The 24,666-nt window shown below is 65.2% G+C and carries 17 protein-coding genes; 14 read left to right on the plus strand and 3 right to left on the minus strand.

Annotated elements, in window-relative coordinates; all coding sequences use genetic code 11:
* Window positions 1–1,737 (minus strand): arginine--tRNA ligase, encoded by a 1,737-nt coding sequence (gene argS / locus CR917_RS19805; protein WP_104572831.1) that lies wholly within the window; start codon window positions 1,735–1,737, stop codon window positions 1–3.
* Window positions 1,738–1,914: 177 nt separating this feature from the next.
* Window positions 1,915–4,134, minus strand: a complete 2,220-nt coding sequence (locus CR917_RS19810; RefSeq protein WP_078481693.1) for a primosomal protein N' — start codon at window positions 4,132–4,134, stop codon at window positions 1,915–1,917.
* Between the two features lie 166 nt (window positions 4,135–4,300).
* On the opposite strand from CR917_RS19810, the gene rpmE reads away from it, so the two are divergent.
* The 3 genes from rpmE to CR917_RS19825 all read left to right on the plus strand — a co-directional run bounded on the left by rpmE (window position 4,301) and on the right by CR917_RS19825 (window position 6,798).
* Entirely contained in the window at window positions 4,301–4,516 is a 216-nt protein-coding gene (gene rpmE / locus CR917_RS19815) for a 50S ribosomal protein L31 (RefSeq protein ID WP_043860144.1), read from the plus strand.
* Window positions 4,517–4,548: 32 nt separating this feature from the next.
* Window positions 4,549–5,346, plus strand: a complete 798-nt coding sequence (locus CR917_RS19820; protein ID WP_256589725.1) for a thermonuclease family protein — start codon at window positions 4,549–4,551, stop codon at window positions 5,344–5,346.
* A 183-nt stretch (window positions 5,347–5,529) separates the two neighbouring features.
* Complete coding sequence (locus tag CR917_RS19825; protein ID WP_043860148.1) at window positions 5,530–6,798, plus strand: malic enzyme-like NAD(P)-binding protein; 1,269 nt, start codon at window positions 5,530–5,532, stop codon at window positions 6,796–6,798.
* A 112-nt stretch (window positions 6,799–6,910) separates the two neighbouring features.
* On the opposite strand, the gene CR917_RS19830 is transcribed toward CR917_RS19825, so the two are convergent.
* Window positions 6,911–9,343 carry a penicillin-binding protein 1A gene (locus tag CR917_RS19830; RefSeq protein ID WP_173925097.1) on the minus strand — a complete coding sequence of 811 codons (2,433 nt, stop codon included), beginning with the start codon at window positions 9,341–9,343 and terminating at the stop codon, window positions 6,911–6,913.
* A 174-nt stretch (window positions 9,344–9,517) separates the two neighbouring features.
* Between CR917_RS19830 and pilM the strand changes: the two genes are divergently transcribed.
* The 11 genes from pilM (at window position 9,518) to CR917_RS19885 (ending at window position 24,585) form a co-directional block, all read left to right on the plus strand.
* Window positions 9,518–10,369 (plus strand): type IV pilus biogenesis protein PilM, encoded by an 852-nt coding sequence (gene pilM / locus CR917_RS19835; RefSeq protein ID WP_104572833.1) that lies wholly within the window; start codon window positions 9,518–9,520, stop codon window positions 10,367–10,369.
* Window positions 10,366–10,896 carry a PilN domain-containing protein gene (locus CR917_RS19840; protein WP_158255600.1) on the plus strand — a complete coding sequence of 177 codons (531 nt, stop codon included), beginning with the start codon at window positions 10,366–10,368 and terminating at the stop codon, window positions 10,894–10,896. Before pilM ends, CR917_RS19840 begins: the two co-directional genes overlap by 4 nt.
* The gene (locus tag CR917_RS27950; RefSeq protein ID WP_104572834.1) at window positions 10,893–11,798 is read left to right on the plus strand and encodes a pilus assembly protein PilP; all 906 of its coding nucleotides are present in this window, start codon (window positions 10,893–10,895) and stop codon (window positions 11,796–11,798) included. The genes CR917_RS19840 and CR917_RS27950 overlap by 4 nt, the downstream gene beginning before the upstream one ends.
* 24 nt (window positions 11,799–11,822) lie before the next feature.
* Window positions 11,823–13,094 carry a type IV pilus secretin PilQ gene (locus tag CR917_RS19850; protein WP_104573200.1) on the plus strand — a complete coding sequence of 424 codons (1,272 nt, stop codon included), beginning with the start codon at window positions 11,823–11,825 and terminating at the stop codon, window positions 13,092–13,094.
* A 4-nt stretch (window positions 13,095–13,098) separates the two neighbouring features.
* On the plus strand, window positions 13,099–13,617 hold the full coding sequence (aroK, locus tag CR917_RS19855) for a shikimate kinase AroK (RefSeq protein WP_043859939.1): 519 nt from the start codon (window positions 13,099–13,101) through the stop codon (window positions 13,615–13,617).
* A gap of 100 nt (window positions 13,618–13,717) precedes the next feature.
* Complete coding sequence (gene aroB, locus CR917_RS19860; protein ID WP_043859938.1) at window positions 13,718–14,815, plus strand: 3-dehydroquinate synthase; 1,098 nt, start codon at window positions 13,718–13,720, stop codon at window positions 14,813–14,815.
* Window positions 14,816–14,831: 16 nt separating this feature from the next.
* Window positions 14,832–16,427, plus strand: a complete 1,596-nt coding sequence (locus CR917_RS19865; protein ID WP_104572835.1) for an SPOR domain-containing protein — start codon at window positions 14,832–14,834, stop codon at window positions 16,425–16,427.
* A gap of 367 nt (window positions 16,428–16,794) precedes the next feature.
* Window positions 16,795–21,240, plus strand: coding sequence for a glutamate synthase large subunit (gene gltB / locus CR917_RS19870; RefSeq protein WP_078481687.1), 4,446 nt, complete (start codon window positions 16,795–16,797; stop codon window positions 21,238–21,240).
* A 33-nt stretch (window positions 21,241–21,273) separates the two neighbouring features.
* Window positions 21,274–22,692, plus strand: coding sequence for an FAD-dependent oxidoreductase (locus tag CR917_RS19875; protein WP_043859935.1), 1,419 nt, complete (start codon window positions 21,274–21,276; stop codon window positions 22,690–22,692).
* A 180-nt stretch (window positions 22,693–22,872) separates the two neighbouring features.
* Complete coding sequence (gene hemE / locus CR917_RS19880) at window positions 22,873–23,937, plus strand: uroporphyrinogen decarboxylase (protein WP_043859934.1); 1,065 nt, start codon at window positions 22,873–22,875, stop codon at window positions 23,935–23,937.
* 147 nt (window positions 23,938–24,084) lie between these two features.
* Window positions 24,085–24,585 carry a hypothetical protein gene (locus CR917_RS19885; protein WP_104572836.1) on the plus strand — a complete coding sequence of 167 codons (501 nt, stop codon included), beginning with the start codon at window positions 24,085–24,087 and terminating at the stop codon, window positions 24,583–24,585.
* Window positions 24,586–24,666 lie beyond the last annotated feature (81 nt).

Genomic DNA, 24,666 nt, shown 5'->3' on the forward strand with positions numbered 1-24,666 from the left:
TTACATGCGCTCCAGGGTTTCCAGGCCAAGCAGTTCCAGGCCCTGCTTGAGGGTGCGACCGGTCAGGGCGGCCAGGCGCAGGCGGCTCTGCTGCTGTTCGGGTGTTTCTGCGGCGAGGATCGGGCAGTTCTCGTAGAAGCTGGAGAACAGGCCGGCCACGTCGTAGAGGTAGCTGCACAGTACGTGCGGGGTACCTTTTTCGGCGACGTTGTTCAGGATTTCGCCGAACTGCGCCAGGCGCGCGGCCAGGTCCTGTTCCTGCGGTGCCTGCAAGCGGATCTCGCCTTCGACCTGGTCGAAGCCCTTGCCCAGCTTGCGGAACACGCCAGCCACGCGGGTGTAGGCGTACAGCAGGTACGGCGCGGTGTTGCCTTCGAAGTTGAGCATCAGCTCGAAGTTGAAGCTGTAGTCGCTGGTACGGTGCTTGGACAGGTCGGCGTACTTGACCGCGCCGATGCCCACCACCTTGGCGATGGCGCGCAGTTCTTCTTCAGGCAGCTGCGGGTTTTTCTCCTTGACCAGGGCGTAGGCACGCTCCTTGGCTTCGTTGAGCAGGTCGATCAGCTTCACGGTGCCGCCGTCGCGGGTCTTGAACGGGCGGCCGTCGGCGCCGTTCATGGTGCCGAAGCCCATGTGCTCCATGTCCATCGGGTGGGTCACGAAGCCGGCCTTGCGGGCCACCGCGAACACCTGCTGGAAGTGCAGGGCCTGGCGCTGGTCGACGAAGTACAGGGCGCGGTCGGCCTTGAGCACGCCGCTGCGGTAGCGCACGGCGGCCAGGTCGGTGGTGGCGTACAGGTAGCCGCCGTCGGCCTTGACGATGATCACCGGCAGCGGCTCGCCCTCGGCGTTCTTGAACTCGTCGAGGAACACGCACTGGGCGCCGTTGCTTTCCACCAGCATGCCCTTGGCCTTGAGGTCCTCGACCACATTGGCCAGGTCGTCGTTGTAGGCGCTCTCGCCCATCACGTCGGCCATGGTCAGCTTGACGTTGAGCAGCTCGTAGGTCTTCTGGCAGTGCGACAGCGAGATGTCCTTGAAGCGAGTCCACAGCTTCAGGCACTCGGGGTCGCCGGCCTGCAGCTTGACCACCAGGCCACGGGCGCGGTCGGCGAACTCGCTGGACTCGTCGAACCGCTTCTTGGCGGCGCGGTAGAAGTTCTCCAGGTCCGACAGCTCTTCGCTGGTGATCGGGTTCTCTTCCAGGTACGCCATCAGCATGCCGAACTGGGTGCCCCAGTCGCCCACGTGGTTCTGGCGTACCACATCGTCACCGAGAAACTCCAGCACACGGGCCACGGCGTCGCCGATGATGGTCGAGCGCAGGTGGCCGACGTGCATTTCCTTGGCCAGGTTGGGCGCCGACATGTCGATCACGACCTTCTGCGTGGCGCCGGCCTTGTGCACGCCGAGCCTGGCGTCGGCCAGTGCGGAATCCAGGCGCGAGGCCAGGGCCTGGGTGTTCTGGAAGAAGTTGAGGAAGCCCGGGCCTGCGATCTCCACCTTGCTGACCTGCGGGTCGGCGGGCAGGGCGGCGATGAGTTTCTCGGCCAGGTCGCGCGGCTTGAGGCCGGCGGGCTTGGCCAGCATCATCGCGATGTTGCTGGCGAAATCGCCGTGGGTCTTGTCCCGGGCGTTTTCCACCTGGATCGCCGGCGTCAGCCCGTCAGGCAGCACACCGTCGTTGACGAGTTGGGTGAGGGCTTGCTGGATCAGCTGGCGAATGGTGTCTTTCATGGGCTTCTCTTTCGACCGCAAGCGCGGCGGCGCCTGGATGCGCAGGTGGAAAAACTGGGTATTATCCGTTGCCGGGGCGAGGTTGCCAACCTTTAGGGCCCTTTGGCCGACAATGCAGGCTCTGCAGAGGGCCAGGGCTCATCAAACCTGTAGGAGCCGGCGTTGCCGGCGAAGCGGTCAGTACAGGTCGACCGGGTCCACATCCAGCGACCAGCGCACCTGTCGCCCGCTCGGCATCTGCTCCAACACTAACAGCCAGGCGCTCATCAGACGATGCAAGGATGCCCTTGCATTGGCCTGCAACAACAATTGCGCACGAAAACGTCCCGCCCGTCGCTCCATCGGCGCCGGCACCGGGCCCAGCAGCTCGATGCCGTGCAGGTCGTGCTCTGCCAGCAACTGCTCGGCGGCGCTGCAGGCCTCGTCGAGAAAGCTCTCGGCCTGCCCCGGCTTGTGCGCCTCGGCGCGCAGCAGCGCCAGGTGCGCGAAGGGCGGCAGGCCGGCGGCGCGGCGCTCGCTCAGGGCCTGTTCGGCAAACGCGAAATAGCCCTGCTCGGTAAGCTGTACCAATAGAGGATGGTCGGCCAGGTGCGTCTGGATGATCACCTTGCCTGGCTCCTCTGCACGCCCGGCACGCCCTGCCACCTGCACGATCAGTTGGGCCATGCGCTCGCTGGCGCGAAAATCCCCGGAGAACAGCCCGCCATCGGCATCCAGGATCGCCACCAGGGTGACCCGCGGAAAGTGGTGCCCCTTGGCCAGCATCTGGGTGCCGACCAGGATGCACGGCTCGCCGCGCTGCACTGTGGCGAACAGCTGGTTCATCGCGTCCTTGCGCGAGGTGCTGTCGCGGTCCACGCGTAGCACCGGTACATCCGGAAACAGAATGCTCAGGCGCTCCTCGGCGCGCTCGGTGCCTGCACCTACCGGGCGCAGGTCCACATGGTTGCACTGCGGGCACTGGCGCGGTACGCGTTCGTCATAGCCGCAGTGGTGGCAGCGCAGTTCGCCGGAGCGCTGATGCACGGTCATGCGCGCATCGCAGCGCGGGCATTCCGACAGCCAGCCGCAGTCGTGGCACAGCAGCGTGGGGGCAAAGCCGCGACGGTTGAGGAACACCAGCACCTGCTGGCCTGCGGCCAGGGTCTGGCCGATGGCCTGTTGCATCGGCCCGCTGATGCCGCTGTCCAGGGGCCGGCTCTTGACGTCCAGGCGCAGGAAGCGCGGCGCCTTGGCGCCGCCGGCGCGGTGGTTCATGCGCAGCAGGCCGTAACGGCCGGAGTAGGCGTTGTGCAGGCTTTCCAGCGATGGCGTGGCCGAGCCCAGCAGGATCGGGATGTGCTCCTGGTGCGCGCGCACCAGGGCCAGGTCGCGGGCGTGATAGCGCAGGCCTTCCTGCTGCTTGTAGGAGCCGTCGTGCTCCTCGTCGATGATGATCAGGCCCGGGTTCTTCATGGGCGTGAACAGCGCCGAGCGGGTACCGATGATGATGTCGGCCTCGCCATCACGGGCTGCCAGCCAGGCTTTGAGGCGTTCGCGGTCGTTGACTGCCGAATGCAGCAGGGCAATGCGCGCATTGAAGCGCTGCTCGAAGCGCGCCAGGGTCTGCGGCCCGAGGTTGATCTCCGGAATCAGGATCAGCGCCTGCTTGCCGGCCTCCAGGGTCTCGCGGATCAGTTGCAGGTAGACCTCGGTCTTGCCGCTGCCGGTGACCCCGGCCAACAGAAAGGCATGGAAGCTGCCGAACCCTGCCTGCACCGCATGAAACGCCGCCTTCTGTTCATCGTTGAGCGGCAGTTCGGGCTGTGCCAGCCAGTGTTCGTGGCGCGCCGGCGGGGCATGCCGGCGTACCTCCACCTGCACCAGCTCCTTGGCCAGCAGCAGGTCGAGGCTGTCCTTGCTCAATTTGAGCTTGCTCAGCAGGCCGTGGGCCACGCCGTGCGGATGCTGCGCGAGGGTGGCCAGGGCATCGCGCTGGCGCGGTGCGCGGGCGATGCGCGGGTCGTCGTGGCGCGCCCCCGGGGCCACCTGCCAGAAGCGTTCCTGGTGCGCTTCGGCCGGCTCGCCCTGGCGCAGCAGCACCGGCAGCGCCCAGCTCAGGGTGTCACCCAGGCTGTGCTGATAGTACTGCGCGGTCCACACGCACAGCTTGAACAGGGCTGGCGGTATCGGCGATACCGGGTCAAGCAGGGCGATGGCGGGCTTGAGTTTGTCGGCGGGCACCTCGCTGTGCTCGCACACCTCCACCAGGATGCCGATCATCTCGCGGCGCCCGAACGGCACGCGCAGGCGCATGCCGGGGGTGAATGCGGTGTGCGCCATGCTTGCCGGGGCCCTGTAGTCGAACAACCGCCGCAGGGGCGAGGGCAAGGCAAGGCGAAGGATGACGTCGGACACGCGCAGGGTCTCTGAAGGGCAATTCGGTAGCCGCCGAGCCTAGCAGACGACAGTCGGTACAAGCGACAACTTGCGCTGATGGCATGCTCTGGTATTATTCGCCGCCTAATTACGTGCGGTATTCAACAATGGTGTTGGGTGGCGGCACGCAGTCGAGGAAGTGACCATGAAACCAGAAATTCATCCGAATTATGAAGCAGTCGCAGTCACCTGCAGCTGCGGCAATGTGTTCCAGACCCGTTCGACCCTGTGCGCCCCACTGGCCACCGACGTCTGCAACGAGTGCCACCCGTTCTACACCGGTAAGCAGAAAGTGCTGGACACCGGCGGCCGCGTACAGAAGTTCGCCGACCGTTTCGGCATGTTCGGTGCCAAGAAGTAAGACGGCGCGAAGCTGGCCCCATGGGCTTGGCAATGCTGTTGAAGAAGGCGTCCCTGGTGGGCGCCTTTTTTGTGGCCGCGATCTGGCAGTTGCCGGCGCAGGCGCTGTGTACGCTGCCGGCCGACCTCCAGGGCGGGGTGCAGAGCGTTGCGGTACGCCAGGTGATCGACGGCGATACCTTGCGTCTGAAGGATGGGCGCAATGTGCGCCTGATCGGCATCAATGCTCCCGAGATCGGGCGCAAGGGGCGGCCCAGCGAGCCCTATGCGGTGGCCGCGCGCCAGCGTTTGCAGGCCCTGGTCAAGGCCAGTGGCGGGCGGGTCGAGCTGCTGCCGGGTACAGAGCCGCGCGACAAATACAAGCGCACCCTGGCCCATGTGTTCGACCGCTCTGGTCACAATCTGGAAGAACAACTGCTGGGCGAGGGTCTGGGTTATCGCATCGCGGTAGCGCCCAACATCGCCCTGCGCGACTGCCATCAACAGGCTGAACAGGCCGCCCGCAGCGCCCGCGCGGGGCTGTGGGGCCAGCCGCCGGTGATTGCGCCGGGGCACCTGCGCCAGGCCGGTTTTGCGCTGGTCGCTGGCCAGGTTCAGTCGGTCGAGCACAGCGGTGGCGCCATCTGGATCGAGTTGGGCCATTCGCTGGTGCTTCAGGTGCCGGCCAGGTTGTCGCGCAACTTTGCGCCTGATTTCACCGACGGCCTCGAAGGCCGACGCGTCGAAGCCCGCGGTTGGGTGCTGGATCGTTCCCGCAAGGGCGGGCTCAGGCCGGGTCAGGCGCGCTGGATGCTGCCACTCACCGACCCGACGATGCTGGAAAGACAATAAAGATAATAAATTGTGAACATTTTAAAAATGGATTGTACACACTGAAAGCCTTGCGGGCTGCGGCTCTTGGCTTAAAGTCGTAGGCTAAAGGCCTTGACACAAGTGACCGGGCAGTCTTGTCGGCCCATTGCTCTTTGCGTATCCTCGGCGGTCCGTCAGAACAGTAAAAGCGGAATGCCCATCATGTCAGATTTGAAAACTGCCGCTCTCGAATACCATGCTCAGCCTCGTCCGGGGAAACTGAGCGTAGAGCTCACCAAACCGACCGCGACTGCTCGCGACCTGGCGCTGGCCTACAGCCCGGGTGTTGCCGAGCCAGTACGTGAAATCGCCCGTGACCCGGAGCTGGCCTACCAGTACACCGGCAAGGGCAACCTGGTAGCAGTCATTTCCGACGGCACCGCCATCCTCGGCCTGGGCAACCTGGGCCCACTGGCGTCCAAGCCGGTGATGGAAGGCAAGGGTGTTCTGTTCAAGCGTTTCGCCGGTATCGACGTGTTCGACATCGAAGTCGATGCCGAAAGCCCGCAGGCCTTCATCGACACCGTCAAGCGCATCTCGATCACCTTCGGCGGCATCAACCTGGAAGACATCAAGGCACCCGAGTGCTTCGAGATCGAGCGCGCGCTGATCGAGCAGTGCGACATCCCGGTGTTCCACGATGACCAGCACGGCACCGCGATCGTGACCGCGGCCGGCATGATCAACGCCCTGGAAATCGCGGGCAAGACCCTCGCCGATGCCAAGATCGTCTGCCTGGGCGCCGGTGCTGCGGCCATCTCCTGCATGAAGCTGCTGGTGAGCATGGGCGCGAAGATCGAAAACATCTTCATGGTCGACCGTACCGGCGTGATCCACGCTGGCCGTGACGACCTGAACCAGTACAAGGCGGTGTTCGCCCACGCTACCGACAAGCGCAGCCTGGCCGATGCCCTGGAAGGCGCTGACGTGTTCGTCGGCCTGTCCGGTCCGAACCTGCTGAGCCCTGAAGGCCTCAAGTCGATGGCACCGAACCCGATCGTGTTCGCCTGCTCGAACCCGGACCCGGAAATCTCGCCGGAGCTGGCCCACGCCACCCGCAGCGACGTGATCATGGCCACCGGTCGTTCCGACTACCCGAACCAGGTCAACAACGTGCTGGGCTTCCCGTTCATCTTCCGTGGTGCCCTGGACGTTCGCGCCAAGCGCATCAACGAAGAGATGAAGATCGCTGCCGCCAACGCCCTGAAGGACCTGGCCAAGCTGCCGGTGCCCAAGGAAGTCTGCGCTGCCTACGGCGTCGACGCGCTGGAATTCGGTCGTGAGTACATCATTCCGAAGCCGATGGACGCACGCCTGATCACCGTGGTTTCCGATGCCGTGGCCAAGGCTGCGATCGAAAGCGGTGTGGCGACCCTGCCGTATCCGAAGAACTACCCGCTCAAGAGCGTGGATGACGTGTTCAACGGCTGAGCCGTTGTAGCGTTGCAGCAAAAAGCCCCGGCTCGCGAGAGTCGGGGCTTTTTGTTTGGGGCTGGTAATTGTGCTGGCGAATGGGCTGCAGGGCAGCCCCCGGGTTACCCCATCAGAACAGATCGATCGGCGCCGACTCGTCCGCCGGCAGCGGGCTGCCTGGCGCACTGCCACCCAGCTCGTTGACCGACGGCGGGGTGTCTTCGGCCTTGAACAGCTCGAAGTACGCATCAGGCGTGCTCGGCGTGGCCGCACGGCCGCTCACCGGGTCCACCCGCAGGCTGAGGATGCCTTCAGGCTGCGGCAGCGTGTGCATCGGCTTGTCCTTGAGCGCGGCGCCCATGAAGCTCATCCAGATCGGCAGCGCCACGGTACCGCCATACTCGCGACGGCCCAGGGTCTCGGGCTGGTCGAAGCCGCTCCATACGGTGGTCACGTAGTCGGCGTTGTAGCCGGAGAACCACGCATCCTTGGACTCGTTGGTGGTACCGGTCTTGCCCGCCAGGTCGGTGCGCCCCAGCGCCAGGGCACGTCGTCCGGTGCCACGCTTGATCACGTCCTGCAGCATGCTGGTGAGGATGTAGCTGGTACGCCCGTCGATGATCTGCTCGGCCACCGCCGGCACCTGCGGCGCCACCGCACTCACGTCGGCGCCCAGTGCCGCATCGGTGACGATCGGCGTTTCGGCGGCGCCAATCCCGGCCTCGTCCTGATGCCCCCGAGGCACGCTGGGCGGGTTGGCGGTGAACAGCGTCTCGCCATTGCGGCTTTCGATGCGGTCGATCAGGTACGGGGTGATCTTGTAGCCGCCGTTGGCAAACGCGCTCCAGCCGGTGGCGATCTCCATCGGCGTGAGGGTCGCGGTGCCCAGCGCCAGCGACAGGTTGCGCGGCAGGTCCTGCTTGTTGAAGCCGAAACGGGCGATGTAGTCGATGGTCTTGTCCACGCCCATGGCCTGCAGCAGGCGGATCGATACCAGGTTGCGCGACTTGTACAGCGCCTCGCGCATGCGGATCGGGCCAAGGAAGGTGTTGGTGTCGTTCTTGGGTCGCCACACCTTGTCCAGGTACTCGTCGACGAACACGATAGGGGCGTCGTTGACCAGGCTGGCGGCGGTGTAGCCGTTGTCCAGCGCCGCGCTGTAGACGAACGGCTTGAAGCTCGAGCCCGGCTGGCGCTTGGCCTGCATGGCGCGGTTGTAGTTGCTCTGCTCGAACGAGAAGCCGCCCACCAGAGCACGGATGGCGCCGTTGTTCGGGTCCAGGGTCACCAGTGCGCTCTGGGCGCCCGGCACCTGGCTGAACTTCAGTTCGCCCTCGCCGGTGCGTTGCACGCGGATCACGTCGCCGACCTGGGCCACATCGCCAGGCTGCTGCGGGGCGCGGCCCTGGCTGTTGGTGTTGAGGAATGGGCGGGCCCATTTCATGGTGTCCCAGGCCACGGTCTCGGTCTGGCCCGACTTGGTCAGCACCTGCAGGCCGGTCTTGTCGACCTGGGTGACGATGGCCGGTTCCAGCCCGCCCAGTGGGCGCAGCTTGGTCAGCTCCTGCAGCCAGGCGGCCTGGGTCTTGCCCGGCAGGCGCGACTCGGGGCCGCGGTAGCCGTGGCGGTGGTCGTAGGCGCTGAGGCCATCGAGCACGGCGCTGTTGGCCATTTCTTGCAGGTCGCTCGGCACCGTGGTGGTCACGCGGAAACCTTCGGTGTAGGCGTCGCTGCCGTAGCGGCCGACCATCTCGGCGCGGGCCATCTCGGCGATGTACGGGGCATTCACCTCGGGCGTCGGCACGTGGTAGCTGGCGTTGATCGGTTCGGCCAGGGCGGCCTGGTAGCTGGCTTCGTCGATCTTGCCCAGCTTGTACATGCGCCCCAGGATCCAGTCGCGGCGTTCCTTGGCGCGCGTCGGGTTGGCCAGCGGGTTGAAGCGCGATGGTGCCTTGGGCAGGCCGGCGATCATCGCCATCTGCGCCAGGCTCACGTCACGGATCGACTTGCCGTAGTACACCTGCGCTGCGGCTTCGATGCCGTAGGCACGGTTGCCCAGGTAGATCTTGTTCACGTACAGCTCGAGGATCTCGTCCTTGGTCAGCTCGCGCTCGATCTGCAGGGCCAGCAGGATCTCGTTGGTCTTGCGCGAGAAGCTGCGTTCGCTGCTGAGGAAGAAGTTCTTCGCCACCTGCATGGTGATGGTGCTGCCGCCGGTCTGGATGTGCCCGGACTTGAGCAATTGTGTTGCAGCGCGCATCAGGCTGCTGGGGTCGACCCCATAGTGATTGGCGAAGTTGTCGTCTTCGGCGGACAGCAAAGCCTGGATGAAATGCGGGGGAATGTCGGCGAAACGGATGGGAGAACGCCGCATCTCGCCGAACTCGGCAATCAGCTTTCCATCGCTGCTGTATACCCGCAAAGGGATCTGCAACTGGATGCTTCTCAGGGCCTCTACCGAGGGCAGGCTGGGGCTAAGATACAGAAACGCGCCGCTCAGACCGAGCACGACGGCACAGATGACTGCGACGAAAGACCACCAGAAGAACTTCAGCAGGCGTATCAAGGCTTTGGGGTGTCCAGTTTGAAATATGGATTGAGCGCAGGGCTGATCGACGAGAAAAAACGCTGGGCATTATAAGCAATTTTCACTGTGCCGCGTGGGTTGCGCGGTGCACGGGCTGACCGGTGCCCTGTCTGGGGGCCGGTCGAAGCAGGCGGATGCCAGGGAAAGCCAATGTTTGGACGTTTCGGCAAGGATGCCGGTTCACTGCTGGGTATCGATATTTCATGTTGCGCGGTGCGATTGCTGCAGCTGCGGCGGGTGGCAGGGGCCTTCGAGGTGCGTGCGCAGGCCGTGCAGACGCTGGCGGCGGGCGTGCTGCAGGACGGCCGGGTGGCCGACCCGGCACAGTTGGCGCAGGTGCTGGGCGATGCCCTGGCCCGCAGCGGTGCCACCTTGCGCGAGGCGGCGCTGGCGATTCCGGCCACGGCCGTGCTGAGCAAGACCGTGCAGGTGCCGGCGGGGCTGGCAGAGGATGCCCTGATTGCCCGCCTGTGCCATGAGGCCGAACCTTTCATACCCTTTGCCCTGGACGAGGCGGCCTTTGATTTCGAGTGCCGCGGCTCGGTCGCGCACGACCCGTGCTACGAGGCGGTGGGGGTGTATGCCTGTCATCAGGGCTGGCTCGACGGGCTGGAGGCGGCACTGGAGCTGGCAGGCCTGCGTGCGCGGGTGGTCGAGACCGACAGCCTGGCGTTGTTGCGCGCGGTCGGGGCGGACGATCACGCGGTCGCCGTGGTGCGGGTCGAGCCAGGGCACTGGGCGCTGCATGCACAGCACCAGGCATGGCGTGCCGACGCGGGTGCAGCGGCCGATGTGCCGCAGGCGTTGGCTGCCTGCATCGAACGCTGGTTGCAGGCCCTGGAGGGCCCGGCACCGGCGCGGCTGGTACTGACCGGGGCGGCTGCCGATTCGGCCCAGGCGCTGGAAGTGCAGCGTCGGCTGGGTATCGAAACCACGGTGTTCGATGCCGCCGAACCCGCGCTGGCGCTGGCCTATGGGCTGGCGATGAGGCGTGCACCGTGAGGCGCGATATCAACCTGCTGCCGTGGCGGGCCTGGCAACGCCAACGCAGTGTGCGGCAGTTGCAGGGGTTGATGCTGGTGGCTCTGCTGCTGGGGGTCGCCATCGTGGTGCTGCTGGACCGGCATGGCGCCTATCGCCTGGCGCAGCAGGGGCAGGCCAATGCGGCCCTGCGCGATGCCATCGCACGGCTTGAGGGCCCGCTGGCAGAACTGGCCGACCTGACCGCCCGGGGCGATGCGCTGCAGGAACGCATCCAGGGGCTGGATGCCGTGCTGCGCGCCGCATCCCCAGGTGGGCAGGTGCTTGCACCGCTGGCCACGCGGGTGCCACAAGGGCTGCAACTGACTGCACTGGCGCTCGAGGGCAGCGCGCTGCGCCTGGAGGGGGTGGCACAGGGGCGGGCGTCGGTCACTCAACTGCTGCGCAATCTGGATCAGGCCCCTGGCCTGGGCGAGGTGCAGTTGCAGGAGATCAAGGCCACCGCCGCCGGCGAGGTGTTCCACCTCCGTGCGCAGGTGCAGCCATGAGCCCGGCTCTCGACTGGTACCTGATGGCAGCGTGGCCTCGGCGGTACAAGGCGCTGTTGCTGTCGGCTTGCCTGCTGCTGGCGCTCGGTAGCGGTTATGGGCTGCACCTGCGCGGGGCGAACGCTTCGCTTGAGCGGGCGCTGGCGCGTGGAGCCGAGTTGCAGCTGGCCTGGCAGGCGCAGGCAGACCAGGTCGCCCGGCTGGACGAGCAGCAGGCCCGCTTGCTCGGCCTGGAGCAACGCCTGCGGGAGGCCCAGGCCCGGCTGCTGCCAGCGGGCGGCATGCCCGGCCTGCTGCAGGCTGTCGCCCGGGCCGGGCGGGGCCTGGTGTTCGAGCAGGTGAAAGTGTTGCCGGCGCAGCCGCAGGCCCTGCATGCCGAAATGCCGGTGCACCTGCAGGTGGTGGGCGACTTCGCCGCGCTGGCCGGTTTTGTCGACGCCCTGGCCACACTGCCTGAGCGCGTGACCCTGCATGACCTTCATCTGGCGCCGCTGGCGGGGCGTGGGCAACTGCGTCTGCAGATGCACCTCAAGGCCTATGCGTCCGGCCTGCCGGTCGACCCCGTGGCGCAGCCGGCGCCGGTGCTGGCGGAGGCGCGCGATCCCTTTGCCGCGCCGGCGCGCGCAGCGCTCGAATTTGCGCTGGAACACGTGCCGCTGGAACAGATGGAACTGGTTGGGCACCTGGCCGACCGTCGAGGCGGGGTGGCGTTGATCCGTGTTGCGGGGGCGCTGTACCCGTTGCGCGAAGGTGACCGGCTGGGGCCGGACAAGGGGCGGGTGGTGCGCATCGATGCGCAGCAGGTCGAGCTCGAGGAGCAGGTATGGGTCGAGGGCGCCGGCTGGGTGGAGCGCTCGCAGGTGATCGAAGCCAATGGGGTGGCTCGACACGTCGTCAACTGACCAGGGAGGTCGTGGATGAACAGGATGTTCAGCCTGTGTGCGGTACTGATGGTGGCGCTGCCGGTAGCAGGTGCAGGCCTTGGGGCCGAGGGGGCAGGGTATGGCGGCGAGTCGCTGTCGTTGAGTTTCCAGGATGCCGAGGTGCGTTCGGTGCTCAAGGTGCTGGCCGACTTCACCGGGGTCAACCTGGTGGCCAGTGATGCAGTACAGGGCAAGGTGACCCTGCGCCTGCACGAGGTGCCCTGGGAACAGGCACTGGACCTGGTGCTGCGCAGCAAGGGCCTGGGTCGGCGTCAGGAGGGCAACGTGCTGCTGGTGGCGCCTTTGGCCGAACTGGCCGGGCACGATACCCAGGCCCGTGCGGCGCAGGCCCCGCCCACGCTGGTGCGCGAACTGCTCACGGTCAGCCATGCGCGGGCCGGGGACATCGTGCAGCTGTTCCAGGCCATGGTCGAGGACGACGACCCCGGCGCGATCACGGTCGACGAGCGCACCAACACCATCATTGCCAGCCAGCCGTCGGCACGCCTGGCCGACCTGCGGCGGCTGCTCGCGCAGCTCGATGTACCGGTTCGCCAGGTGATGATCGAGGCGCGCATCGTCGAGGCCAATGTCGATTACGAAAAAAGCCTGGGGGTGCGCTGGGGCGGGGCGGTGCAACTGGGCGGCGGCCTGCGCGCAGGCGGGTTGGCCGCCGACGGGCTGCCGTTCGTCGACCTGGGGGTGGAGCGGGCCACCTCGGGTATCGGCCTGGGGTTGGTGCGCGACAGTGTGCTGCTCGACCTGGAGCTCAGCGCGATGGAAAAGACCGGCAATGGCGAAATCATCTCCCAGCCCAAGGTGGTCACCGCCGACAAGGAAACCGCGCGCATTCTCAAGGGTACCGAGGTGCCGTATCAGGAGTCGGGCGCCAACGGCACTACGTCCACCACCTTTCGCGAGGCCTCGCTGTCGCTGGAGGTGACCCCGCAGATCACGGCCGACAACCGGGTGATCATGACGGTCAAGGTCACCAAGGACGAGCCGGACTACCTCAATGCCCTCAACAGCGTGCCGCCGATCCGCAAGAACGAGGTGAATGCCAAGGTTCAGGTGGGGGATGGCGAGACCATCGTGATCGGCGGGGTGTATGCCACCGTGCAAAGTAATGTTGTCGACAAGGTGCCATTTTTCGGCGATGTGCCGTATGTTGGGCGGCTGTTTCGTCGCGCTGTCATCCAAGAGAAAAAATCCGAGCTGCTGGTCTTCCTGACTCCGCGTATCATGAGTGACCGGGCGATTGCTGTGAGTCGTTGATTCTGTGCGAAATTTGATACTTGTAGGGCCGATGGGTGCCGGTAAGAGCACCATCGGTCGCTTGCTGGCCAAAGAGCTGCGCCTGCCGTTCAAGGATTCCGACAAGGAAATTGAGCTGCGCACGGGCGCCAACATCCCGTGGATCTTCGACAAGGAAGGCGAGCCCGGCTTTCGTGATCGCGAGCAGGCGATGATCGCCGAGCTGTGCGAGGCCGACGGTGTGGTGCTGGCCACCGGCGGCGGCGCGGTGATGCGCGATGCCAACCGTGCGGCGCTGCATGCCGGGGGGCGCGTGATCTACCTGCACGCCTCGGTGGAGCAGCAGGTGGGGCGTACGGCCCGTGACCGCAACCGGCCGCTGCTGCGCACGGCCAACCCGGAGGCCACGCTGCGTGCCTTGCTCGAGTTGCGCGACCCGCTTTATAGGGAAATCGCCGACCTGGTGGTGGAAACCGACGAGCGGCCGCCGCGCATGGTGGTTCTGGATATTCTGGAGCGCTTGCAGAAGTTGCCGCCCCGTTAAGGCTTGACTATCCTCGGCGGCCAGTCATGCCCTGGCAGGGCACTTCGTTATTGCGCGGGTCGGGTCTTCGATGCCGCGCCTTTGTTCTTTGTGGGGACACATGCAGACACTTAAGGTCGAACTGGGCGAACGCAGCTACCCGATCTACATCGGCGAAGGCCTGCTGGATCAGCCTGAACTGCTGGCGCCGCACATTGCCGGCAAGCAGGTCGCCATCGTATCCAACGAGACTGTCGCGCCCCTTTACCTGCAACGCCTCACCCACAGCCTGGGGGCCTATTCGGTACTGCCGGTGGTGCTGCCCGACGGCGAGGCCTTCAAGAACTGGGAAACCCTGCAACTGATCTTCGACGCCCTGCTGACGGCACGTCACGACCGTCGCACCACCGTGATCGCCCTGGGCGGCGGGGTGATCGGCGACATGGCCGGCTTTGCCGCCGCCTGCTACCAGCGCGGCGTGGACTTCATCCAGGTGCCCACCACGCTGCTGTCCCAGGTGGACTCGTCGGTGGGCGGCAAGACCGGCATCAACCACCCGCTGGGCAAGAACATGGTCGGTGCCTTCTATCAGCCCAACGCAGTGCTGATCGATACCGCCAGCCTCAAGAGCCTGCCGCCGCGCGAGCTGTCGGCGGGCCTGGCCGAGGTGATCAAGTACGGCCTGATCTGCGACGAGCCGTTTCTGGGCTGGCTCGAAGACAATGTCGATGCGCTGCGTGCGCTCGACCAGGCTGCACTGACCCGCGCCATCCAGCGCTCCTGCGAGGCCAAGGCGGCCGTGGTGGGGGCTGACGAGCGCGAGTCGGGCGTGCGTGCCACGCTGAATCTCGGTCACACCTTTGGCCACGCCATCGAAACCCACATGGGCTATGGTGTGTGGCTGCACGGTGAAGCCGTGGCGGCTGGCACGGTAATGGCCCTGGAAATGTCCATGCGCCTGGGCTGGATCAGCCAGGCGCAGCGCGACCGCGGCATTCGCCTGTTCCAGCGCGCCGGCCTGCCGGTGGTGCCTCCGGCCGAAATGACCCCGGCCCACTTCATGGAACACATGGCGGTCGATAAAAAGGTGCTCGACGGTCGTCTGCGCCTGGTCCTGCTGCGCCATATGGGCGAAGCCGTGGTGACCGACGACTATCCGCAAGAGATTCTTCAGGCCACGCTGGCGGCGGATTACCGCGCAATCGTGGCCCAGCTTTGAGGTTGACGAGAGTTCGATGACTAGTTTGCATGCCGACGAGGCCTTTCTCGGCCATTACCAGTTGAACCATGACCCCTTCGCTGCGCGGGTGCCTGGCTTCAAGTTCTTCCCTGCCCAGCGCAAGCCGGTGCTGGGCCAGTTGCATCACCTGGCCCGCTACAGCCAGCTGCTGCTGGTGGTCACAGGCCCTCTGGGCAGCGGCAAGACCCTGCTGCGCCAGGCCCTTGTGGCCAGCACCAACAAGCAGTCGGTGCTCAGCGTGGTGGTTTCGGCGCGTGGCGCCGGCGATGCAGCCGGCCTGCTGGCCCAGGTAGCGCAGTCGCTGAATGTGGCCAAGGCGCAAGTCACCGAGATCCTCGCCCAGATCGTGCAGCTGGCGCTGACCGGTCAGGAAGTCTACTTGCTGGTGGACGATGCGGAACAACTTGGCGAGTCGGCACTCCAAGCCTTGCTGGAACTGGCGGCGGGCACACCGGAAGGTCGCCCGCACGTGTTCCTGTTCGGCGAGCCGTCACTGATCGCAGCCCTGGATGAACTCAATGCCGAGCAGGAGCGTTTCCACGTCATCGAGTTGCAGCCCTACACCGAGGACGAAACCCGGGAATACCTGGAGCAGCGTCTGGAAGGTGCCGGGCGCGGTATCGAGGTGTTCACCAGCGAGCAGATCGCCGAGATTCACGAAAACTCGGACGGCTGGCCTGGAGCAATCAACCAGGTGGCCCGCGATACCATGATCGAAGCCATGCTCGCCACCCGCTCGCCGGTGAAGCGACCATCAATGGGGTTCAATATGCCGAAGAAACACGTGCTGGCGTTGTCTGCCGTGGTAGTGGTTGCCGTGGCGGCAGCCGTGCTGATGCCCAAGAAGGGCGACCAGGCGCCGGCCACTGCGCCTGCCGAGCAGGCGCAACTGCCCCTGGGCCAGGGCAAGCCGGGCAATGCCCAGTCGAACAACGGTGGCCCGGCCATCGAGTTCGCCGGTTCTTCGCAGCCGATGCCGCTGCCACTGGTGGGCCAGTCCCAGCCGGTGATGCGCGGCCCGCTGGCCGAGGCGGCCGGCATGGGTGATGGCGAGGAATCCGGCCCGGTTGGCGACACTGCACTGCAGCCGCCTACTGTTACCACCACTGCACCGCCCGCCGGTGTCACTGCAGGCCCGGCGCCTACGATGGCCCAGCCGGTTGTACCGGCGCAGCAGCCTGCCGCGCCAGTGGCCAGCAAGCCGGTTGCACCTGCCGCCAAGCCCGCCCCTGCGCCCGTGCAGGTGGCCACGGCCAAGCCGGCACCCAAGCCTGCGGAAAAACCCGCTGCCAAGCCCGCTGCGGGCGGTAGCTGGTACAGCGGCCAGGCGCCAGGCAACTACGTTGTGCAGATCCTGGGCACCAGTTCCGAGGCATCGGCCCAGGCGTTCGTCAAGGCCGAGGGTGGCGACTATCGCTACTTCAAGAAAACCCTGCAGGGCAAACCCCTGTACGTGATCACCTACGGCAACTTCTCCAGCCGCGATGCAGCCGTCGCTGCAATCAAAACCTTGCCAGCCAAGGTCCAGGCTGGTAAACCTTGGCCTCGTACCGTTGCCAGCGTCCAACAAGAACTGGCTGCGACCCGCTGATACATGGTCGGGTGGCACTACCCCCGCCACCTGCTGAGCGACTCCTGAACCCCGGTCTAGCCTGCTGCGTAACACGCGGCAGGCTTTTCTGTCCCAGACTGCCGGCCACAAGCCCGTGTTGCAGTCCAGGCTGAAACGCTTCAGACTCAAGCAATTCCGTTACCACGGATTCTTGTATAAAAACATTCAAAAATGCGACATGGATTTTCACTGATGCGTCAGTAAATTTGTGGGCTTCACTGTCGCTGTGCAACAATGGCATCCGTATTGCCCCCGCAAAGCTGACGTTCGTTCGGCGTGGATGGTAAGTGGTTGTATTAAAAAGAGATTTGCCTTGGTGAGAGGCGAACCTGGTGAGAAAGTGTCTATGAAAACAGGTCTGTACCATCCCGAAGAATTCAAGGATAACTGTGGTTTCGGCCTGATCGCCCATATGACGGGCGAACCCAGCCACCACCTTTTGCAAACGGCTATCCAGGCCCTGACCTGCATGACCCACCGTGGTGGGATCAACGCCGACGGCAAGACCGGCGACGGCTGCGGGCTGCTGATGCAGAAGCCCGATCGGTTCCTGCGGGCCGTGGCCCTGGAGCAGTTCGGCAGCGAGCTGCCCCGCCAGTACGCGGTCGGCATGGTGTTCTTCAACCAGGACACCGCCAAGGCCGAAGCCGCGCGCGACAACATGAACCGCGAGATCCTCGCTGCCGGCCTGAGCCTGGTGGGCTGGCGCAAGGTGCCGATCGACACCAGCGTGCTCGGTCGCCTGGCGCTGGAGCGCCTGCCGCAGATCGAGCAGGTGTTCGTCGGTGGCGAAGGCCTAAGCGATCAGGAATTCGCGATCAAGCTGTTCAGTGCCCGGCGTCGCTCGTCGGTGGCCAACGCCGCCGATGCCGAACACTACATCTGCAGCTTTTCGCACAAGACCATCATCTACAAAGGCCTGATGATGCCGGCGGACCTCACCGCCTTCTATCCGGACCTGAGCGACGAGCGCCTGCAGACCGCGATCTGCGTGTTCCACCAGCGCTTCTCCACCAATACCCTGCCCAAATGGCCGCTGGCCCAGCCATTCCGCTTCCTCGCCCACAACGGCGAGATCAACACCATCACCGGCAACCGCAACTGGGCCCAGGCGCGGCGTACCAAGTTCGCCAACGACCTGATCCCGGATCTGGAAGAGCTCGGCCCGCTGGTCAACCGCGTGGGCTCCGACTCCTCGTCGATGGACAACATGCTCGAGCTGATGGTCACCGGTGGCATCGACCTGTTCCGTGGCGTGCGCATGCTGGTACCGCCGGCCTGGCAGAACGTCGAGACCATGGACCCCGACCTGCGCGCGTTCTATGAATACAACTCCATGCACATGGAAGCCTGGGACGGCCCGGCGGGCATCGTGCTCACCGAAGGCCGCCATGCCGTGTGCCTGCTCGACCGCAACGGCCTGCGCCCGGCGCGCTGGGTCACCACCAAGAACGGCTATATCACCCTGGCGTCGGAAATCGGCGTGTGGGACTACAAGCCCGAAGACGTCATCGCCAAGGGCCGCGTGGGCCCGGGGCAGATCTTCGCGGTCGACACCGAGACCGGCCAGATCCTCGACACCGATGCGATCGACAACCGCCTCAAGTCGCGCCACCCGTACAAGCGCTGGTTGCGCCAGAATGCCCTGCGCATCCAGGCCGACCTGAGCGACGACCAGGGCGTGGCCAGCTACGACGGCGACCAGCTCAAGCAGTACATGAAGATGTTCCAGGTCACCTTCGAGGAGCGTGACCAGGTGCTGCGCCCCTTGGGTGAGCAGGGCCAGGAAGCCGTGGGCTCGATGGGCGACGACACGCCGATGGCGATCCTGTCGCAACGCGTGCGTTCCACCTACGACTACTTCCGCCAGCAGTTCGCGCAGGTCACCAACCCGCCGATCGACCCGCTGCGCGAAGCCATCGTGATGTCGCTGGAGATCTGCCTGGGTGCCGAGCGCAACATCTTCCAGGAGTCCCCCGAGCACGCCTCGCGGGTGATTCTCAGCTCGCCGGTGATTTCGCCGGCCAAGTGGCGCTCGCTGATGAACCTCGACCGCCCGGGCTTCGAACGCCAGGTGATCGACCTCAACTACGAGGAAAGCATCGGCCTGGAAGCGGCCGTGCGCAACATCACCGAACAGGCCGAAGAAGCCGTGCGCAGCGGCAAGACCCAGCTGGTGCTGAGCGACCGTCATATCGCACCCGGCAAGCTGCCGGTGCATGCGTCGCTGGCCGTGGGCGCCGTGCACCATCGCCTGACCGAACTGGGCCTGCGCTGCGACAGCAACATCCTGGTCGAGACCGCCACCGCCCGCGATCCACACCACTACGCGGTGCTGATCGGGTTCGGCGCCTCGGCGGTGTACCCGTATCTTGCCTACGAAGTGCTGGCCGACCTGATCCGCACCGGCGAAGTGCTCGGTGACCTGGACGAAGTGTTCAAGTACTACCGCAAGGGCATCTCCAAGGGGCTGCTCAAGATCCTCTCCAAGATGGGCATCTCGACCATCGGTTCCTACCGGGGGGCGCAGCTGTTCGAAGCCGTGGGCCTGTCCGAGGAAGTGGTCAACCTCAGCTTCCGTGGCGTGGCCAGCCGCCTCAAGGGCGCGCGCTTCGTCGACATCGAGAACGAGCAGAAGCTGCTGGCCGCCGAAGCCTGGAGCCCGCGCAAGCCGATCCAGCAGGGCGGCCTGCTCAAGTTCGTGCACGGTGGTGAATACCACGCCTACAACCCGGACGTGGTCAATACCCTGCAAGCCGCCGTGCAGCAGGGCGACTACGCCAAGTTCAAGGAATACACCGCACTGGTCGACAAGCGTCCGGTGTCGATGATCCGCGACCTGCTCAAGGTGAAAACCCTGGAGCAGCCGCTGGACCTGAGCGAAGTCGAGCCGCTGGAGGCCATCCTCAAGCGCTTCGATTCGGCGGGTATTTCCCTGGGCGCGCTGTCGCCTGAGGCCCACGAAGCCCTGGCCGAGGCGATGAACCGCCTGGGCGCGCGCTCCAACTCCGGCGAGGGCGGCGAAGACCCGGCCCGCTACGGCACCATCCGCAGTTCCAAGATCAAGCAGGTGGCCACCGGCCGCTTCGGCGTCACTCCCGAATACCTGGTCAACGCCGAAGTGCTGCAGATCAAGGTGGCCCAGGGCGCCAAGCCGGGCGAGGGCGGCCAGCTGCCGGGCGGCAAGGTCAATGGCCTGATCGCCAGGCTGCGCTATGCGGTGCCGGGCGTGACCCTGATCTCGCCACCGCCGCACCATGACATCTACTCGATCGAAGACCTCTCGCAGCTGATCTTCGACCTGAAGCAGGTCAACCCGCAGGCGCTGGTCTCGGTCAAGCTGGTGGCCGAAGCCGGGGTAGGCACCATCGCCGCCGGCGTGGCCAAAGCCTATGCCGACCTGATCACCATCTCCGGCTACGACGGTGGTACCGGCGCCTCGCCGCTGACCTCCATCAAGTATGCCGGTGCACCGTGGGAACTGGGCCTGGCCGAAACCCACCAGACCCTGCGCGGCAACGACCTGCGCGGCAAGGTGCGGGTACAGACCGATGGCGGCCTGAAAACCGGCCTGGACGTGGTCAAGGCCGCGATCCTCGGCGCCGAGAGCTTCGGCTTCGGCACCGCACCGATGATCGCCCTGGGCTGCAAGTACCTGCGCATCTGCCACCTGAACAACTGCGCTACCGGCGTGGCCACGCAGAACGAAAAACTGCGCAAGGACCACTACATCGGCACCGTCGACATGGTGGTCAACTTCTTCACCTACGTGGCCGAGGAAACCCGTGAATGGCTGGCCAGGCTGGGCGTGCGCAGCCTGGGCGAGCTGATCGGGCGTACCGACCTGCTGGAAATGCTCCCCGGTGAAACCGAGAAGCAGAAGCACCTGGACCTCAGCCCGTTGCTGGGCAGCCCGCACGTTCCGGCCGACAAGCCGCAGTTCTGCGAAGTGGACCGCAACCCGCCGTTCGACAAGGGTGTGCTGGCCGAGAAGATGGTGCAGATGGCCCTGCCGGCGATCCGTGACCTGGCCGGCGGCGAATTCGAGCTCGATATCTGCAACTGCGACCGCTCCATCGGCGCCCGGATCTCCGGTGAGATTGCCCGCTTGCACGGCAACCAGGGCATGGCCAAGGCGCCGCTGACCTTCCGCTTCAAGGGCACTGCCGGGCAGAGCTTCGGGGTGTGGAACGCCGGTGGCCTGAACATGTACCTCGAAGGTGATGCCAACGACTATGTCGGCAAGGGCATGACCGGCGGCAAACTGGTGATCGTGCCGCCAGCGGGCAGCCCGTTCGAAACCCAGCACAGCGCCATCGTCGGCAACACCTGTCTGTACGGCGCCACGGGCGGCAAGCTGTTCGCCGCCGGCACCGCGGGTGAGCGCTTCGCGGTGCGCAACTCCGGTGCCCACGCCATCGTCGAGGGCACGGGCGATCACTGCTGTGAATACATGACCGGGGGCTTTGTCTGCGTATTGGGCAAGACCGGTTACAACTTCGGTTCCGGGATGACCGGTGGTTTTGCCTACGTGCTCGACCAGGACAACAGCTTCGTCGACAAGGTCAACCACGAACTGGTGGAGATCCAGCGTATCAGCGGCGAGGCGATGGAGGCTTATCGCAGCCACCTGCAGCGCGTGCTGGGTGAATACGTCGAAGAAACCAACAGCGAATGGGGTCGTGAGCTCTGGGAAAACCTGGATGACTACGTGCGTCGCTTCTGGCTGGTCAAGCCGAAGGCGGCCAACCTGAAGAACCTGCTGTCCAGCACCCGTGCCAACCCGCAGTGATATGCGCCTGAAGAGTTTGATGAGGTTTTGAACATGGCTGAACGTCTGAGTAATGACTTCCAGTTCATCGAGGTCGGGCGCAAGGATCCGAAGAAGAAACTGTTGCGTCAACGCAAGAAAGAGTTCGTGGAAATCTACGAGCCCTTCAAACCCCAGCAGTCGGCCGAACAGGCCCACCGCTGCCTGGGCTGTGGCAACCCATACTGCGAATGGAAGTGCCCGGTGCACAACTTCATTCCCAACTGGCTCAAGCTGGTGTCGGAGGGCAACATCCTCGCCGCCGCGGAACTGTCGCACCAGACCAACACCCTGCCTGAAGTGTGCGGCCGGGTGTGCCCGCAGGACCGCCTGTGCGAGGGTGCCTGTACCCTCAACGACGGCTTCGGCGCGGTGACCATCGGCTCGGTGGAGAAGTACATCACCGACACCGCCTTCGCCATGGGCTGGCGCCCGGACATGTCCAAGGTGGTGCCCACCGGCAAGCGCGTCGCGGTGATCGGTGCCGGCCCTGCGGGCCTGGGTTGTGCCGACGTGCTGGTGCGCGGCGGGGTAACCCCGGTGGTGTTCGACAAGAACCCCGAGATCGGCGGCCTGCTGACCTTCGGCATCCCCGAGTTCAAGCTGGAAAAGACCGTGCTCAGCAACCGCCGCGAAGTCTTCACCGGCATGGGCATCGAGTTCCGCCTGAACACCGAGGTGGGCAAGGACGTCACCATGGACCAGTTGCTCGAGGAATTCGATGCGGTGTTCATGGGCATGGGCACCTACACCTACATGAAGGGTGGCTTCCCTGGCGAAGACCTGCCGGGTGTGCACGACGCGCTGGATTTTCTGATCGCCAACGTCAACCGCAACCTGGGCTTTGAAAAGTCCCCGCAAGACTTCGTCGACATGAAGGACAAGAAGGTCGTGGTGCTGGGCGGCGGCGACACCGCGATGGACTGCAACCGTACCTCCATCCGCCAGGGCGCCAAGGCCGTGACCTGTGCCTACCGGCGTGACGAGGCGAACATGCCCGGCTCGCGCAAGGAGGTGAAGAACGCCAAGGAGGAGGGCGTGAAGTTCCTCTACAACCGCCAGCCGATCGCGATCGTGGGTGAAGACAAGGTCGAGGGCGTGAAGGTGGTCGAGACCCGTCTCGGCGAGCCGGATGCCCGTGGCCGTCGCAGCCCGGAGCCGATTCCGGGTTCCGAAGAGATCATCCCGGCGGACGCTGTGGTCATCGCCTTCGGTTTCCGCCCCAGCCCTGCGCCGTGGTTCGAGCAGTTCAGCATCCAGACCGACAGCCAGGGCCGTGTGGTGGCGCCGGAGCAGAACCGCTTCAAGCACCAGACCAGCAACCCCAAGGTGTTTGCCGGTGGCGACATGGTGCGCGGTTCGGACCTGGTGGTGACGGCTATCTTCGAGGGGCGCAATGCCGCCGAGGGGATTCTGGACTACCTGGAGGTCTGATCGGGCCTCTTCGCCGGCAAGGCTGGCTCCTGCCAAACCTGTAGGAGCCGGCCTTGCCGGCGAAGCTTTTAACTAAATCTATTGACCTACCACAGGTCGATAGACAAAAGGCACGGTTCATACCGTGCCTTTTACGTTGGTGTCTGAGAAAATGCCCCCACTTTTTTTCCGGATGCCGACATGACTGCCTTGAAGAACGATCGTTTTCTGCGCGCCCTGCTCAAGCAACCCGTAGACGTCACCCCGGTGTGGATGATGCGCCAGGCCGGCCGCTACCTGCCGGAGTACCGCGCCAGCCGCGCCAAGGCCGGTGACTTCATGAGCCTGTGCATGAACCCGCAGTTCGCCTGCGAGGTCACGATGCAGCCGCTGGACCGCTACCCGCTGGACGCCGCGATCCTGTTCTCGGACATCCTGACCATCCCTGATGCCATGGGCCAGGGCCTGTATTTCGAAACCGGCGAAGGCCCGCGCTTCAAGAAAGTCATCAGCACCCTGGCCGACATCGAGGCGCTGCCGATCCCCGACCCGCAAAAGGACCTGGGCTACGTGATGGATGCGGTCAGCACCATCCGCCGCGAGCTCAACGGCCGTGTGCCGCTGATCGGCTTCTCCGGCAGCCCGTGGACCCTGGCCACCTACATGGTCGAAGGCGGCTCGTCCAAGGACTTTCGCAAGACCAAGGCCATGCTCTACGACAACCCGCAGGCCATGCACCTGCTGCTCGACAAGCTCGCCCAGTCGGTGGTCAGCTACCTCAACGGGCAGATCCTGGCCGGCGCACAGGCCGTGCAGATCTTCGACACCTGGGGTGGCAACCTGTCGGCGGCGGCGTACCAGGAGTTCTCCCTGGCCTACATGCGCAAGATCGTCAGCGGCCTGATCCGCGAGCACGAAGGGCGCAAGGTGCCGGTGATCCTGTTCACCAAGAACGGCGGCCTGTGGCTGGAAAGCATTGCTGATGCCGGCGCCGACGCGCTGGGCCTGGACTGGACCTGCGACATCGGTGAGGCGCGCCAGCGCGTGGGCAGCAAGGTGGCCCTGCAGGGCAACATGGACCCGACCGTGCTCTACGCCAAGCCCGAGGCCATCCGCGCCGAAGTCGGGCGTATCCTGGCCAGCTATGGCCACGGTACCGGCCACGTGTTCAACCTGGGCCATGGCATCACCCCGGAAGTCGATCCGGAACATGCCGGTGCCTTCATCCACGCCGTGCACGAACTGTCGGCGCAGTACCACCAGTAACGGGCAACTGCCTGGCGGGTGCCGCGTATCGCGGCCCCGCCACTGACTTTTCACGCTCCCCCGCCGATCCGTCCTACTGCCCGTCCAAGCCCCCTCCCTTACCATTCCGACCTCGATGCACAGCCGTGCCATTCAAGGAAGGAACCCGTGCCCAAGGATACCCGCGCAGTACAGCATCCCCTGCTGGCGGCAACCTGCCAACGGCTTGCCGAGCACGGTGACAACCAGCAACTGACGCGTCAGGGCATCCGCCTGGCGTTGCTGTGTCCGGCGATTCTGATGTGCGCCGTGCTGGCCATCTTCGCGTTCCTGCTGGGTGTCGTGATCCCTGATGTCGTGCAGATATTCGCCCATCACCAGCAGGCGTTGCCGGCCACGATCCGCGTTTCGATGGCGCTGAACGAGAGCGGGCAGCGCTTCGCGCTGCCGTTTGCCGGTGTGCTGGTCGCCGCCGGCGTGTTCGCACGGCTCGCGTTGCATGCACTGCGGCGTCGCCTGAGGTGGCACGGTTTGCTGTCGGGCGTAAGGGTTGAACGAGCCCTGGGCCTGTTTGAGCCATTGATGCTGGCGATGACGGGCGGTGTGATGCTGTTCATCGGGCTGGCCATCCTTATGCCGATTCTGAGCCTCACCGCGTTGCTGGCCTGATCGGGTTTCCCACCATCGCGCATTAAGCTTCAGTTCAGGCGTGGGGATTAACCTGAGCGCATCCCCACTTGAAACGGAATG

It is taken from the genome of Pseudomonas sp. BRM28, assembly GCF_002939405.1.
In the GTDB taxonomy this organism is placed as follows: domain Bacteria; phylum Pseudomonadota; class Gammaproteobacteria; order Pseudomonadales; family Pseudomonadaceae; genus Aquipseudomonas; species Aquipseudomonas palmensis.